This window comes from Ruegeria sp. B11 (assembly GCF_056539785.1).
In genome coordinates, this window is record NZ_JBQFVO010000005.1 from 126,551 (window position 1) to 141,590 (window position 15,040).

The following is a 15,040-nucleotide window of genomic DNA, read 5'->3' on the forward strand; positions in this document are numbered from 1 at the left end:
ACTTAAATCGCAGCTTGAGGTCTGACTTTGGGATCAGACAGGGCGGTCCCATCTTGGTGTCGTTGAAGCAAATTGTCCTCCCGTATGTAGAGCGCAATCACGATCATGATGCAGCCTTGCGACCGGCACCTCTAGATCGCGCAGCCCGGGCCGATAATGGCCCGGGCCACCCCCAGTTGCTTTAGCTGGCCAGGCCGCAGGAGGAAGAGTCGCTGTTGTTGGTGGTGTCTGTCTCCGTCACACCATCGGCCGGATTGGCATTGACGGTGATCTTGAAGGGGATCTGCTCGCCACCTTTGACCTCGTCCGGGAATTCGAGCGATAGCGTGGTCTCATCCCCGTTTGGCCCCAGTGCTGGTGTCGGCAGATCGACCACCACGCCGCTCTGGAAGAAATCGACCCGCGTGGTCGAAGGCCCGGCAGCCCCTGCACCAATGTTACGCACAATGATCCTCAACTTGCGCGGCTCCTCACAATACCAAGCCGGGAAGGGTGGCGGGCCGGGAGGGAAGGGCTGCACCGGGATCAGGTCCGGCTTGTCCTCGGGTGGGGGCGGCGGCGGAGGTGGCGGTGGCGGGGGCGGTACCTTTTTGATCAGCCGAGGCACGACCGGTTCGACATCGATGGTTTCCACTTCGCCTTCACCATGGGCAGCGGTGTAGACCGCGACCACGTCCAGCGGTGTTTCGCTGTCGATAAAGACAAACCCTTTCAAGAAACAGCATTCGGCCACCCGCAGGTGTCGTGCCACATCTTCGCAATCGATCTCCATCGATTCCCAGGGACCGAGTTTGTTCTTCGTTCTGGCCGAGACATTACCCGGTTTTTCGTTTGGCAAGGCCGACGACACCCGTTTACGAAAACGCACAGCATCGCCGCTGCCGTTTCCGATGTTGATTGCCGTGTGATAGCGGCCCTGGGACAAAATGCGGCCCTTGGAACAGCCGCAGACGAACTTGACAGCGTAACGATAGGTCATCTTCGGTTCTTCCTCCTCGCAGCAAGGGGTGTCATCTTCGGCGCGGTTCACCTCCATTCGGCGAAGGGCGACGTTGTTGTCACCAAGCGCCAGTCGATCGACAGGCAGACTGCCTGCGATCGTCTCGACATTACTGCGGTCTTCTGGCGTATCCACGCTGGCAAGAATGTATTCCTCGCACAGGTCCTCGGGGCACCATGGGATCGGGCCGACGATCACTTCGTCGCCACAATGCACTGATTGGCCGATAGGTTCGCCTACGATCAGCGGATCCCAGTCATCCGGCCATGTGGTGCCCTTGCCTTCGGTCGCGCGGGCTAATGACAAAGTCACTGATTGGGCTGGGTAGTTGCCGCGATTGCCGATCCGGACATACAGATAATTCTCGACGCAGCGGCGCGGAGTCTCGTGGTCGGTGCCGCCGTCAGGGCGGTGCCGATTCCAGATGCCGGGAGCATTGTTGCCCGGTTGGTGCCAAGGGTATTCACCCTGCCGTCCGTCATCAATGAAGACGTCAACATCAGGCGGGGATCCGTTGTAGAGCGCCTGTTTCTCAAAGCCCCAGCGTACCACTTTGTGTGCCCAGCCTCCGGCTGCACCGTCGAATTGAGCAGTGTTCTCGTCTGATTCCTGCAAGGCGCGGGAAAAACCTTCGACTGTGTTGGGCACGATCCCGGCCAAAAGCGGCACCGCCTGCAGGATCAGATAGATCGTGTAGCGGCTGGCATGCAGCCTGTCGTCGAGTTCTGTGGAATCACCTCCGAGAGATCGATAGACTCGGCCCAAAGTAGTGGCATTGATCTCGGTCGACCGATATCCGCCCACGTCCATCGTGCCACCCCAGCCCCAACCCGAGGCGACCGACCGGTCCCATCGCCGGGTGATCAGGTTACTGAAGGGGAAGGTACGGAAACGATCCGGCGCAATACCTTGAGGATCGTAGAGTATTGCCGCCAGCGCGTCACCAAAGCCATGACAAAAGCCGAAATTGGGCCAATTGAGATGATCCCATAGCACCGCGTGCCCGAATTCATGCGCCGATACGCGCGAGTCTGTGGCCATGCCGACTGTGGAGCCATTTGCCGCAAGCGCATAACGAAAGCGTAGTACACCATTGCCTATGGCATTGCCTGGCGCCTGAGCATTCACCGGTCCTGCAATGGGATTGAACCAGCGGTGATCAACATCCACTGGGAAGGTCACCCCGTCGAAATAGCTGGGCAGATCGAAGCCCAAAGACTGGACGAAGCGATACAGGAAATCATGGTTGTAGTACGCACAGACCGCCGCGAAATCGTCGCTGTCGGCGGGATAATCAAAGATCGATGCGGCACCGGCGTTTTCAGTCGGTGGGGCGATGTTCGGTGTGTCGAGATCACGTACCGCCACCAATTCGCCGCTTAGTTCCACCGGTGCGCCACCGCCCGGTAATATCAACCGTTCCAGCGCCACCAGTTCGCGTTGCGCATCCAAAAGCGCAACCGGGGCCGTCGGATCAAGCTCTGAATCTCCTGAAAGTGATATCGGGTCATCTGTGAAGACGTAGCCCGAAACACACCCCACCAATGGCCGGATGTAAAGCACCGCGCCGGTCTCCCAATCGACCAGCGCTCGCCAGTTCAGCTCTCCGTAGTCGGGAATTTTGCAGCCAAAATGCACAAGGCTTACGAAACGCCATTCGCCGTCCTTGATGCCCTTTGGTACACGACCAATCTCTGGCAGCGGGGTTAACTCGGCCCCTTCGATCTCGCCCGGTTCTTTGTGTGGCAGGCGATGTTCTGCGTCGTAGCGATAGACAAAGTCCCGGGTGTTATTAACCTTAAATTTTGTGAACTTGGCCCCTTTCACAGCTTCGCGCAGAACCGTGCCAGCTTGTTTGTCGCGGCCAGCAGGCGGAGTAGGGGCGTTGCTGAGTTCGATATCGGCTGCAACACTTGAGGACGAACCGGTGACCACATTGTCTGGGCCGGCCATGCGCAGTGTCAGACCGCGCTCCCAGACCGGGATGCCGTGATGTGTCTGACGAAATGTGTAGACCAGAAAGGACTGTACTGCCTTGGCTTCTTCCAGCCGCAGCTTGCTGCCCTCCTCGCGATTATACTTGCCTGAAACACTCTCGCCGAGCCTGTCAAGAAAATCGGGCTTTATCCGGTAAAGCCCCGCCACTTCGGCGGCATAAGCCTGCGCCACATCCAGCGCACTGGTTCCTTTAGAACGCCCTCCAAGAGGGTCGCCATGATGCTGAAGTCCAATGATTGCGCCGTCTGGCGCGCGTTCAAATACTGTTTCGGGCATGTCTGCCTCCGTTCAAAAGCATTCTGAAACGCTGGCCCAGAGGCCCCGGATCGCCCGGCCGAACGGCAAAGAAAAAGAACTTGTTGTAATAAAAAAAGAATAACGAAGCGCGATGGCCGGAGAGACCCAGCGGCGATCCTGCCAACAAAGCTATCGTAACATTTATTGTCGATTCCCGCAAAAATCTGCCCGCTAAGCCGGAAGGCGCGATCACCTTTGTTTTGCTATCGCCGCTCACCCGAGGCTCTCGGTCAATGCGAGCTGTAGGTGCGGGTATGTAACGGTTAGCGCCGTACAACTGGCATCGAATTTACAACGCCATTGCGGATGTAATCACTGTGTTGATGAAGAAGAGGGGCATCAGACTAGGAAGCTATGAATAACCACACGCTCTCTCAGCACCCTTGTGAAATGTTACGGGGCGTCCTTGGCCCCTCTGTGTAAGGTATATCTCGACTGCCTCTGACAACGGTACAGAGGCAGCAGAAGTCTCGTTCAGTACAACCGGCGTTGCGGCAGAATTGGCTGCGCCGAGTCGTAACATATGCTTTCCAGGCACTTGCATATCCTGCGACCTCAGATGAAACCAATACTCATGCAGTTGATCAGCCGCTCTTCTTGTTCTCGTCGCCTCTACGTTTGCCGAGTGAGCACGCAAAGAAAATGCGATCCAAGAAGAAAAGTAATAGCGGCAAAGCTCCTTGTGGATGCGGTGACTGAAGAAAAAAACACCTTCTTTCACAAAGGTGTACTTCGGCGAAATGGTCTCTGAGATGGTCTACCGCTCCAACCTACGTTAAAAGCTGGAGTGAAACCAAGAGTTTATCGATAGCCGGAATAGTCTTCGATAGCGCAGAGCAATTCACCCAACCTATCCCGGTTTGTGATTGCCGGTCTGTTCTGAACTCTTTTTTGGATCAATGCACCTTTCAACGACGCCGTCGGGTCGTTTTCGGTTAGACCGCATGCAACTGCGTATCGAAAGACCTCTCCGATTGTTGTTCGCAGACGACTGGCCGTCTCAATGTTTCCGGCGCGCTCCTGTTTCTTCAGTACCGCAAGAACGTCGCTGGGCGTAATCTCCATGACTGAACGGTCGCCGATGTCTTTGTTTGCAATCTCGATCAGCCAGGCTTTCTTTTTCATTGTCGCTTCTGCGCGACCTTCAGCCTTGTTTTTCTCCAAGGGTTCGCCAGCCAAGATGTCGAAGCGACCACGCTGAGCTCGCTCTGAAGCAAGTTTGCGTTCCTTCTTGACGGCCATCGGGTCAATACCTTCCAACAGAAGTTTGCGATCATTGTCGCGCTTCTCTCGGGCTTCCTTCAACGATATCAACGGATAAGGTCCGTATGACATTACTTTTTGCTTACCGTTGAAGCGATAATGCTTCTGCCAAAGCATAGACCCGTTTGGTTCTACTAGTATGTAGAGCCCATGTGCATCTGACCGCTTTTAGGAACGTTCTTCAGGCTTCATGTTTTTTAAGGCCATATCTGTCAGAGGCATTTCAATCACATGTATTGTTGATACCCCGCATAATACCAACAACTCTGGCGGATTGAATTGGACAAATGCGGAACACGCTGGACAGTCAGTCTCCGAATTTTAAACAATATCAGTTAGTTCGGGCGAACTCGGATGATCTTGGATGTTGGTATGGTGCCCGGGGGCGGAATCGAACCACCGACACGAGGATTTTCAATTATTGGCCCCGAGCATCCGAACTGTACCAATAATGCCAGATATTCTTGAAGAGCTAAGACCATTCTTCCAAGCGACTACCTTATCACGTCCAGTCTATGTCGAACGAACCCAGAACAATCTGGGCCGAGTTACACAAAAATTACACAAGCATTCGTCGGAGGTTGCCAACTTGTTTACATTCACCAAAAGGCGACGACCGCAAACGGTCCTTAAGCAGTCATCTGACAATATCGCTCAGATGGCCGCGTTGAGCCCAAAGCGGACATCGGCCGCCGGGTAACTCTGCATCAATTACCGGAGCGGTGGGCTGTCAAACCAGGGGTTCGAATGAGAAGACTTCCACGCCATCGTCGAAACCGCGCAAGGTGTGTGATCCCAAAGTGCTGGGTGTTTCGGTGACAAGTTCGGCAAACTCGCTCGTTGCAAGAATGGGTGCATCAACGGACCGGGTCAGCCCCTCCAACCTGCTGACCATTGCGACGGAAGTCCCGGTCACCGTGAAGTCCAGCCTGCTTTCAGTTCCCACGTTGCCGTAGATCGCCGCGCCCATGTGCAGGCCGATTCCAAAATCCGTTCGTTTCTCGGGCTCAATTTCCTCGCGCCTTTGAAACGCTTCCCGTGCCGCCGACAGGGCTGCCTCGCACATGTCCTCGGGCAGCCGCCGATGACCATCAAACGGGAAAATCGCGAGCAATCCATCACCGACGAACTTCAGCACCTCGCCACCATGGTCGTGTACCGCACCCGCGACACAGTCAAAGTACCGGTTGACCGCGGCCACGTAGTCACCCGGTGACAGGCGTTGGCTCAGGGCCGTAGAGCCGTGCATGTCGCTGAACAGAAGTGCACAATCGATCTCGCGGACATCGCCACGCGAAATTTGGCCGTTCAAGACGGATCGGCCTGAAATCCTGCCCAGGTAGGCCTCCATCAGTTCAGCCGCCAGGAACTGCTCCGTGAAGACGTGGACGGTGCCAAACAGTGGTATCGACAGTCGCGTGAGGCCGTCGATTTCCCGCTGTGTAAAGCCGGAGCGCCTTTTTGTCGCGAAGGACACCGAAGCGCCCAGTACCCACTGAGTGCCGCTTTCGAAGGTAATGCTCCGTTTGCCAAACGGAACGGAAAATACCAGGTAATCGGTGATGCCCGATGCAGCCAGCTTCTGGTAAATCGGATATTTGTCACGGGTTGACGGATCGGTCAGATTGGCACGCAGCACCGGCATCATTTCCGTCTCGCCGACCAGCCCGTCGGCCAGATCCCAGATATCACTTTGAAAGAACTTAGTGGCTATTTTGGCGGTCAGCTTGGTGTTTTCGCCGAACGGCGCCTTGTCAAAAAGGTCATCGGTCACTGAACTCCGTGGCATGACAGTCCAGTCTATGCGGTCCGTTGATGCATCCCAAGTTGCATCGACCAGTCCGATGACGGGATGCATCATGAGACGGCCCAGCGAAACCCGCGCGACTGGCACACCGCCGTCGATCAGCCTGTGACTGAGATGCTCAACCAGGCCACCAACATCGCCGTCGAAAAAGGCCAGCTTTTGCAACCAGTCTGCAATACGGTCGAAAACATCGGACATGACGCACTCCTCAACCTGCACTTTGTAATAGACGACCGCGCATGTCATTTGAATTGTTGAGCGGCCCATGTGGCCGCTTTGTCCGCAATGCAGTCGTTCAATGAATTTGGCTGAGTGACCGCTTTGGGCCCGAAGCGGACATCATTTGTGTCCACCCGAGGGATTTATCAAAGCAGAAAAAACATCGTGATATGGTAGGGCAGGAAAACTCTAGTATGGAGGCAAATCAATGGCGGTTGAAGCAACCCAAGAACAACTTGAGGCTGGCCGCGGATATGAAACTCTTTTCGTCCCAGCTCTTTTTGCCCCTTGGACCAAGCACCTAGTAAATGGAGTAGGTGTCAATGACGGCGACCATGTTTTGGACATTGCTTGCGGGTCGGGCGCGCTTGCAAGAGATGTACTCGCGCGTGCTGGCCAGAAAGGGCGCGTGGTTGGTCTCGATCCAGCTCCCGGAATGATTGCTGCTGCAGGAGAAGTTGAATCCAAAATCGAATGGGTTTTTGGTACTGCTGAGGAACTGCCATTTGGTAATGATTCATTCGAATGTGTTGTTTCTCAGTTTGGAGTCATGTTCTTTCAGGACCGCCAGAAAGCAGCCAATGAAATGTTTCGGGTGATCAAGCCGGGTGGGAGACTGGCCATAGCGGCCTGGCATTCCATCGATCAGAACCCCGCGTATGGTGACATCGTTTCGGTATTGGATGAACACGTATCTTCTGCAGCAGGGGATGCAGTCAGGTTGCCGTTCTGTTTAGGTAATCCGGATCAGGTCGCTGAACTGCTATCACTTTCCGGCTTTGAAGATATTGATTTTGAAACAAAAACCGAACGTGCAAATTTTCCCAGCACTCGAACAATGGTGGAAGTTGAGCTTCGCGGATGGTTACCGCTTTTCGATATACATCTTAGCGAGGAGAAGGTTTCGGAAGTGTTGATTGAGGCCGAACCGAAACTAGGAAAATACGCTACATCCAATGGAACTGCCGTATTCCCAACAACCGCTTACATTATGACCGCTCGTAAGTCAGATTAGCTGGAACATACTGTTTTCGTTTGATCGGTAGCAATTAGCCCAAAGTATCTCGCACCACCTAGCCCTATTTTTGCAGCCGTTCTACGATACAGCGGTTGAGTTTCGACCGAGCATGATAAGCAGACATTGCCCACCAACCAATGATTTCGTCTATTCTGAGCTTTATGCGGCGAGGCACCGAAAATGCTGACTCAGAGGTCTCCATGCGTAAACGCAATGGCACCAATCAATGCAAAAATTCTAGTTCTCTAACGCACGACTTCTTGAAGCACTTCGCCGCTTACGCCATTTGGGCGCGCTGTGGTCAGCAAGGCGGACAGAGTAGATGCTATGGATGTTGTGCACACTCGGCGCGCGACGCGTTGCGGCTCAATGCCTGGGCCGGAAAACAAGATGGGCACATGGGTGTCGCGATCAGATCACCCCTCACACCCTTCGCCACACGGCGGTGACGCATTTGGTTCAGGCGGGTGTAGACCTGCCTACGGTCCAGCGGATTTCCGGTCACAAGACGTTGTCAATGGTTGCACGCTACGCGCATCAAAGCGGCTCGCACATCGAAGCCGCAATGGATCGGCTGGAAGTGCGGGTCAGCGGCACACAGCATGACAACATCCGCAGGCTGAAGCCGAAAAATTCGGCCTGATTACACACGAATTACACGTGCATTTGAATTCATCAAGCCAGATGAAGTCTAACCCTTTGATTTTTATGGTGCCCGGGGGCGGAATCGAACCACCGACACGAGGATTTTCAATCCACTGCTCTACCCCTGAGCTACCCGGGCACGGGAATGGCGTTTGCCATTGGGTGGAGGCCTTCTATGACTTGCCACAGGCAGTGTCCAGAGGCTTTTTGACATTTTTTCAATGCGGGCGAGACGTGGGGCTTTCGGTTGGTTCCGAGGTCGTCTCGGCGTCTTCTTCACGTTGCGATGGCACCGCATAAGAACCGTTTAGCCATTTTGCCAGATCGATATCCGCGCAGCGTTTGGAGCAGAATGGTCGAAAGGCCTGCTGGGTATCTTCTCCGCAGATCGGGCAGCTCATTTCAGAATCTCCGTCAATGGGATACGACCAAGTTTGCGCTGTAGTTCGAAATGGCCAAGCGGGGTCCAACCGGCCAAAATCGTCTCGTCAGGATCGGACTTGAATGCCGACCGCAAGGCCGATTCGAAACCCCTCCGGTCTTTCTTGGGCATCGGTGCAAGGTCCAGAGTGATCTGCCCCCCCAACCCGCGCACGCGCAGGGCGCGCGGCAGGGCTTTGGCGCAGGCGAAGTTAGCTTTGGTTCCCGCCGCGAGAGATGTGTCGGCGCCGGTGTTTACATCCACCGCAACCAGCGCGCGGGTCGGTTGGATATAGAGGTGTCCTCCACCGGGAAGCGCTTCGGAAATCCCCTTTGCTGCATCGAGCGCATCAACGACACCGTGGTCCTCAAATCCGCCGGATGCGGTCACGACCTCGGCCGGGTCCGTCCAATCACGCCAGGCCAGGATATGCGGACCATCGCCCTCGCTCAGCAATTCTGGTTCACTGCCCGTATCAGCCAATACCTGCTCGGCAAGTACCAGCATGGCTGAGATATCTTCAGCGATTTCATCTGCATCCGCCGCCTGACAGCACGAGCGCAGGATCAGGCCGTGCGTGCTGTTTCCCATTTGCTCATGCGCGATTTCGAGAAGTTGGTCGCGCATATCTTCATCACGGATTCGGCGCGAGATGTTCAGGCCGGGCGCGTCAGGTGTCACGATCGCAAAGCGGCTTTTGAACAAAATACGATTCGAGACGGGTATGGCTTTGCCGGGCTCGGCATATCCAGTCACCTGCACCAGTAGCAAAGCACCGGGCGACAACCCTTTGACTTGCCTCAGAAAAGCCGGGCCGTCGGGTGTGGTGAGAAACATGCCGCCCTGACCTTTGACCGGGCGATCGGCGCGGGCGCGGTAGATCGTACCTGGCGCAGGGGCATCTGTGGCGATCAGGAAATCGTCGAGAACACCATCCACCATCAGAGCTGCAGCTTCGCGTCCCTGAATATGATCCAGAATGATGGTACGACCCTTCATGAAACCTCGCGATATAAGGGATAGCCGATGCCTTGCAGCAGTGCAGCAGTTTCGGACAGGGGTAGGCCGACGATACCGGTGAACGAGCCTGAAATCCACGGGATGAACGCACCGGCAGGACCTTGTATTGCATAGGCTCCGGCCTTGCCCTGCCAGTCATCCGTCGCAAGATAGGCATTGATTTCGCTGTCGGACAGACGTTTCACTTTTACCTGAGAAACCACGTCACGCTGGAGGATTTTATCCCCGCGCCGCACAGCGACCGAAGTGATCACCCGATGGCGTCGGCCGGACAGGGCGTGCAGAAACTCAGCAGCTTGTCCCGCGTCTTCGGGTTTGCCAAGAATGCGGCGACCCAGTGCGACCGTTGTGTCAGCACATAAGGTGATATCATCGCTATCAGCTTGAACAGCCTGAACTTTTTGCCGGGTGATGCGGCTACAATAGGGGGTCGGCAGTTCGCCATTCAGCGGCGTTTCATCGATATCCGGCGGACGGATCGCATCGGGCTGAACGCCAAGCTGCGCCAGCAGGTCCAGCCGCCGCGGGCTGCCCGATCCGAGGATAAACGCCATGTACGAAGCGTTACTTGAAGCGATAGTTGATCCGACCCTTGGTCAGATCATATGGGGTCATTTCGACCTGAACTTTGTCGCCGGCCAGAACACGGATGCGGTTCTTGCGCATCTTGCCTGCCGTATGTGCGATGATCTCATGGCCGTTTTCCAGCTCGACCCGAAACGTCGCATTAGGCAGGAGTTCCTTCACGACACCGGGAAATTCGAGCGTATCTTCCTTGGCCATGTTGTCTCCATCATTAGGTTGCACCTGCAGAATCTGCAGATCGTGCGCTTAAATGAGCCTATTTCGGCCTTATTTCAAGGGCGAAGTCACCTAAAGGGGTGATATTGTGACTGAATCGACCCGAGCGTCTTGCTCGGTCCAGTGCGTGCGGTTCAACACCCACCCGTCTGCGCGGACGTTTGCAATTGTGGACAGGTCGGCCTCGGCATAGGTCCAGCCGGCGGTATTCAGCGTGCCCTCGGCAAGCACTCCCGTCGGTGGGAACCCGATATCGGGCGGGCCAAACACGCCACCCATGCCGGTATTCATGTCGACTGCTTCGGACCATTCATTGCCGCCAACTAACGATGACATTACCGTAACACATTGATTTTCAAGGGCACGAGACATGGCGCCGATCCGCACACGCCAATACCCGGACAGGGCTTCGGTGCAGGATGGTACGAGGATCAAGTCGGCCTCTCTCAGGGTCCGACCCAAGAGAGGGAACTCACTGTCATAGCAGATCAGAACGCCGATTTTACCCAATGCGGTATCAAACAGCTTCAACGAACCGCCCGGGGCGATGTCCCAGGCCTCGCGTTCAAACCGTGTCATGATCTGCTTGTCCTGATGATCGAGACGACCGTCAGGAGCGTAGAACATTGCGCGGTTCACCGGGCGCCCTGGTCCGTCGATGACCGGGGCGGAAGCCCCCAGAATGTATGTGTTGTACATCTTTGCAAGGCGCGAATGCACAACTTGTACATCTTCCATCCGGTCGGAAACCGCCCGGATTGAGCGTTCGAGATCACCTGCCACCTTAGGGCCGTCGAGCGTCGACAACTCCATCGCGCCGTATTCGGGAAAGACCAGAAGGTCGGCACCTTGTCCTGCGGCCTCGGAAACCCATGCCTCAAGCTTGTCTTCATATTGAGCCCAACTATCGAGCCAATCGAGGTCGTAGGCGGCGGTGGCGATTTTCATTCCCAAGTCCTATGTCTGGTCGCTGCGCGACACTAGAACAGCAGATCGTCCAGGGCTACTGCAATCGCGGCGCGGGTGGTTCTGAAACCTATGTTGCGACTTACTGTTTCGAGGCGGGTGTGTGTTTATTGGCAGGCTTTCTCGGCCGCCGGTGCAGAGATTGCATCGAATGGCTGATCAGAGGTCGAGTTGACCTATCGAAGAACCTGAACGAAACAGGCAAGGAACTCCACCTTGGGCATCAACTTTGCAACTTCTTCAAGCGCGCGAAGGGGCCGTTTTACATCAAGAACATTGGCCCCGGGGATATCGACTCACAGAAACAAGGCGTTGTCATTTGTAACGGCATCGTGCACCAAGGATGCGGCCAGAAGGGCAAATCCGGGGATCAGGTATGTCCTCGATCTGGTCGGTCAGGCTTGTTTGCGAAATCCCGAAAAAGCGGTGAAACGCTTTGTCCAGACCTTCGTGAATCTCGAACCCTTCATCGAAAGCGAGGAAGGCGAACCCCAGTGTAATCAGCAGCCAGATAATATGCTTGCGTTGCAGGAAAACCTGAAAATTAGCCAAGGCGACTTAATGGACGCGATCAGGCTGTCGCAAAACGGTCACTAACACGCGCTCTGATCGTCGGTAAACTGCGGCTCAATCGGGGCTTCAAGTTCATTTTGGGTGTGGATGTCGGGCTTGATTACCGGATCGGATCACTCGGGATTTTCCGCACGGAACAGGGCCCATGCGTCCTGCGAGGTGCCGTCCGGCTTGGTGCATATACCCACCTGACCCGAACCAGTGTCTTTGATCTTGTAGCTGCCTCCGGTCTCAAGGCAGTAGGCTGCTGCTGGGTTCACCACCTGATGCGTTTTTCCATGTGCCTTGCGGTACAGCTCCCATGCATCGGCGGACGTACCGTCGCTCAGTGCGCAGCGAGACGTGGTCAGGTCATATTCGCCTCCAATTGAGCCACAGTACACGGCGGCGGGATTTGCAAGGCCGACCGGCTTGCTGCCATCCGCGCCCGCATGGTGTTCACGAAAATAGGTCCAGGCATCGATCCGGGTGCCGTCGGGCAATTGGCAGATACCGCTCTGACCGTCCGGGCCGTCATGTATACCGTAGAGCCCGCCTTGCGCGATGCAATATGTTGCCGCGGGATTGGCCAGACCGGTGTTGGCAGAGCTTGCGGCGGGCAGGGCCATTGAAAAGGCCATCGTCAGGGCCGCAATCGGGCCTGCGGAATTCAATAGACGCTTTGTCATGGTCACCTCGCAACATTGTGGACAGGGCAGGTTCTGAGGATTTTCGCCGTTTTGCAGATCGATCCGGTCCTGCACGGATACTTGGATCAGAGTTGTTCCACCTTGATCGAGTCTGCGGGATAAAAGGCCAAGTGATCCTTGATTTCGGCCACCGCGTCGATCGGGTTTTCATAACTCCAAGCGGCGTTTTCGGTGACTGAGGATTTGTTTACGATCGAGAAATGCGTGGCGTCTCCCTTGCCTGCGCATTGGGTGACTTTGTTGGTCCGATCCAGAAAGGCCATCGCAATGTCCGCACGCGGGAAGTAGATAACCGGGTCTTTGTCGCCTTCCAGAAGTTCCAGCGCGTTGTTGGTTTCACCCAAAATCGCGCCGCCTGAACGGACGCTCCATTTGCCCGGTGCTTTGCGGATCGTGATGGTGTCTGTCATTCCTGTTCCTTCCCTCGTCGTGTCAGGGCTTCTCCTCTGCCCAAACTATGTAACAATCCGGTGTCAGACCGGTGCGGTTGCGGCATCCAACCACAGTTGAGCGGCGTCGCCCAGCCTTGGCCGGACTTTTTCCGCCACGTCGCGGTGATAGGCGTTCAGCCAAGCACGTTCCTCTCGTGTCAGCATTTCGACTACAATCAAACGCCTGTCGATTGGGACATAAGTCAGCGTACGCCAGTTCAGCATGGCGCGTTCGTCGTCACCGCTGGGCAGGTTTGGGGCCTCTTCCACTACGACAAGGTTCTCAAGCCGGATGCCAAAAGCACCCTCGCGGTAATATCCCGGCTCGTTCGACAGGATCATACCCGGCTCAAGCGGGACATGGCTGACCCGAGACAGGCGCTGAGGGCCTTCATGCACGCTGAGATAGGTACCGACCCCATGACCGACCCCATGGTTGAAATCCTGCCCGGCCAGCCACAGCGGCAGCCGCGCTACGCATTCGATATCGCGTCCTGCCAAGCCAACAGGCCAGCGTAGCATCGACATGGCGATCATGCCTTTGAGGACGCGTGTAAAGCAGGCCTTCTCCTCATCCCCAACATCGCCGATTGCAATTGTGCGGGTGATATCGGTGGTGCCGTCCAGATATTGCCCACCGCTGTCCAGCACCAGCAGGTGACCGTTTTCCAGCCTGCTGTCGGTTTCCTCGGTCACGCGATAATGCATGATGGCCCCGTTCGGCCCGGTGCCCGCGATGGTGTCGAATGAGATATCCTGCAGCGCGTTGTCCCGGCGGCGGCTTTCTTCCAGCCGCGTTACTACCTGTGTCTCGGTCAGGGTGCTGGGCTTCTGCGCGTCCAGCCAACACAGCAGTTCGATCACCGCTGCGGCATCTCGCAGATGTGCCTCGGCCGTGCCTGCGATTTCGGCCGGGTTCTTGCGGGCTTTGGGCAGGGCGCAGGGATCGCCGCCATCGACCATACGGTCCCCCAACGCATCCGCTACGATCTGCGGAACCGTTCCCGGATCGACCTGTACCTTGCCTTCAAGTGCCTCAACCGCTGTCAGGAACGCGTCGGGTTGGTGTTGGGTGACCTGCGGGCCCAGATGATCCCCGATCCCGGTCAGTTTGGCAGCGGCCATGAACAGATCCACCCGCCCATCACCGTGCAGGATGGCAAAGCCATGGGCCACAGGGTTGTATGCGATGTCCGCGCCGCGGATATTCAACAACCACATGATCGAATCCGGCAAGGTGATCACCGCTGCCGCACGATCTGCGCTCTGCAGGTCACTCGCGAGGCGCTTGATTTTGCTCTCGGCGCTTTCACCTGCAAATTCAATCGGATGTGCCCTGACAGGATTCATCGGAGGGTCGGGTTGATCCGCCCAAATTCGGTCTACAAGGTTATCACAGCGCACCAGTTCGACGCCGCTGCCTTCAAGCTCTTTCTGTGCAGACGAAATCTGTCCTGCAGCGTGGAGCCACGGATCAAACCCGACTTTGCCGCCATTTGGCAATTGCTCTTTCAACCAGGCGCTCAGGCTGACATCTGGCCATGGGACCGGCGTGTAATCCTGTGCGACCTGGGCCTTTACCTGAGTGCGATAGCGCCCGTCGATGAAAACCCCGGCAATGTCCGTGAGCGCCGCGCAAAACCCCGCAGAACCGGTGAATCCGGTAAGCCAGGCCAGCCTTTCATCCCGAGGGGCCACATATTCACCCTGATGCGCATCCGCACGCGGGATCAGGAAGCCCTGCAGGCCTTCGCGCGCCAGCTCGTCCCGCAAAGCGGCCAGTCGTGGTGGGCCTTGCTCGGGGCGTGCGGTCACTTCGAAACTCTGGAACATGGGCGGCCTCATTCGTCGGTCTTGCTGCGCGCAAACCTGCGGCCTGCGGTAGGAAATGT

General features: G+C 56.2%; 14 protein-coding genes, 1 tRNA gene and 1 pseudogene. 3 read left to right on the plus strand and 13 right to left on the minus strand.

Annotation, left to right across the window (positions count from 1 at the left end; translation table 11 throughout):
* Positions 1-181: 181 nt before the first annotated feature.
* From ACR0I1_RS16590 to ACR0I1_RS16605, 4 genes and pseudogenes are all read right to left on the minus strand, one after another.
* Entirely contained in the window at positions 182-3,274 is a 3,093-nt protein-coding gene (locus ACR0I1_RS16590; protein WP_480707353.1) for a hypothetical protein, read from the minus strand.
* Positions 3,275-4,096: 822 nt separating this feature from the next.
* A complete protein-coding gene (locus ACR0I1_RS16595) occupies positions 4,097-4,537 on the minus strand; it encodes a tyrosine-type recombinase/integrase (RefSeq protein ID WP_480707398.1) in 441 nt (146 codons plus the stop codon).
* Positions 4,532-4,711 (minus strand): annotated as a pseudogene (locus ACR0I1_RS16600) (Arm DNA-binding domain-containing protein); the annotation flags it as partial. The pseudogene ACR0I1_RS16600 and the gene ACR0I1_RS16595, both read right to left, overlap by 6 nt.
* A gap of 577 nt (positions 4,712-5,288) precedes the next feature.
* Complete coding sequence (locus ACR0I1_RS16605) at positions 5,289-6,563, minus strand: adenylate/guanylate cyclase domain-containing protein (protein ID WP_480707354.1); 1,275 nt, start codon at positions 6,561-6,563, stop codon at positions 5,289-5,291.
* Positions 6,564-6,792: 229 nt separating this feature from the next.
* Between ACR0I1_RS16605 and ACR0I1_RS16610 the strand changes: the two genes are divergently transcribed.
* Positions 6,793-7,599 (plus strand): class I SAM-dependent methyltransferase, encoded by an 807-nt coding sequence (locus ACR0I1_RS16610; protein WP_480707355.1) that lies wholly within the window; start codon positions 6,793-6,795, stop codon positions 7,597-7,599.
* A 334-nt stretch (positions 7,600-7,933) separates the two neighbouring features.
* Positions 7,934-8,245, plus strand: coding sequence for a tyrosine-type recombinase/integrase (locus ACR0I1_RS16615; protein ID WP_480707399.1), 312 nt, complete (start codon positions 7,934-7,936; stop codon positions 8,243-8,245).
* Positions 8,246-8,311: 66 nt separating this feature from the next.
* Here ACR0I1_RS16615 and ACR0I1_RS16620 read toward each other — a convergent pair.
* The 6 genes from ACR0I1_RS16620 to ACR0I1_RS16645 all read right to left on the minus strand — a co-directional run bounded on the left by ACR0I1_RS16620 (position 8,312) and on the right by ACR0I1_RS16645 (position 11,437).
* Positions 8,312-8,386, minus strand: a tRNA-Phe gene (locus tag ACR0I1_RS16620).
* 79 nt (positions 8,387-8,465) lie between these two features.
* The gene (locus ACR0I1_RS16625) at positions 8,466-8,648 is read right to left on the minus strand and encodes a DNA gyrase inhibitor YacG (protein ID WP_170513305.1); all 183 of its coding nucleotides are present in this window, start codon (positions 8,646-8,648) and stop codon (positions 8,466-8,468) included.
* Positions 8,645-9,667, minus strand: coding sequence for a ribonuclease E/G (locus ACR0I1_RS16630; protein WP_480707356.1), 1,023 nt, complete (start codon positions 9,665-9,667; stop codon positions 8,645-8,647). The genes ACR0I1_RS16625 and ACR0I1_RS16630 overlap by 4 nt, the downstream gene beginning before the upstream one ends.
* The gene (locus tag ACR0I1_RS16635) at positions 9,664-10,242 is read right to left on the minus strand and encodes a Maf family protein (protein ID WP_480616262.1); all 579 of its coding nucleotides are present in this window, start codon (positions 10,240-10,242) and stop codon (positions 9,664-9,666) included. Before ACR0I1_RS16635 ends, ACR0I1_RS16630 begins: the two co-directional genes overlap by 4 nt.
* 10 nt (positions 10,243-10,252) lie before the next feature.
* Positions 10,253-10,471: a translation initiation factor IF-1 gene (gene infA / locus ACR0I1_RS16640; RefSeq protein WP_005978431.1), complete on the minus strand. Its 219-nt coding sequence runs from the start codon at positions 10,469-10,471 to the stop codon at positions 10,253-10,255.
* Between the two features lie 90 nt (positions 10,472-10,561).
* Positions 10,562-11,437 (minus strand): carbon-nitrogen hydrolase family protein, encoded by an 876-nt coding sequence (locus ACR0I1_RS16645; protein ID WP_480707357.1) that lies wholly within the window; start codon positions 11,435-11,437, stop codon positions 10,562-10,564.
* Between the two features lie 234 nt (positions 11,438-11,671).
* Here ACR0I1_RS16645 and ACR0I1_RS16650 point away from each other — a divergent pair, with 234 nt between their 5' ends.
* A complete protein-coding gene (locus ACR0I1_RS16650; protein WP_480707358.1) occupies positions 11,672-12,052 on the plus strand; it encodes a hypothetical protein in 381 nt (126 codons plus the stop codon).
* A gap of 89 nt (positions 12,053-12,141) precedes the next feature.
* On the opposite strand, the gene ACR0I1_RS16655 is transcribed toward ACR0I1_RS16650, so the two are convergent.
* From ACR0I1_RS16655 to ACR0I1_RS16665, 3 genes are all read right to left on the minus strand, one after another.
* Positions 12,142-12,696, minus strand: a complete 555-nt coding sequence (locus tag ACR0I1_RS16655) for a DUF333 domain-containing protein (RefSeq protein ID WP_170609811.1) — start codon at positions 12,694-12,696, stop codon at positions 12,142-12,144.
* Positions 12,697-12,782: 86 nt separating this feature from the next.
* Positions 12,783-13,127, minus strand: coding sequence for a DUF427 domain-containing protein (locus tag ACR0I1_RS16660; protein ID WP_170392698.1), 345 nt, complete (start codon positions 13,125-13,127; stop codon positions 12,783-12,785).
* Positions 13,128-13,190: 63 nt separating this feature from the next.
* Positions 13,191-14,981, minus strand: a complete 1,791-nt coding sequence (locus ACR0I1_RS16665; RefSeq protein ID WP_480707359.1) for an aminopeptidase P family protein — start codon at positions 14,979-14,981, stop codon at positions 13,191-13,193.
* Between the last annotated feature and the right edge of the window lie 59 nt (positions 14,982-15,040).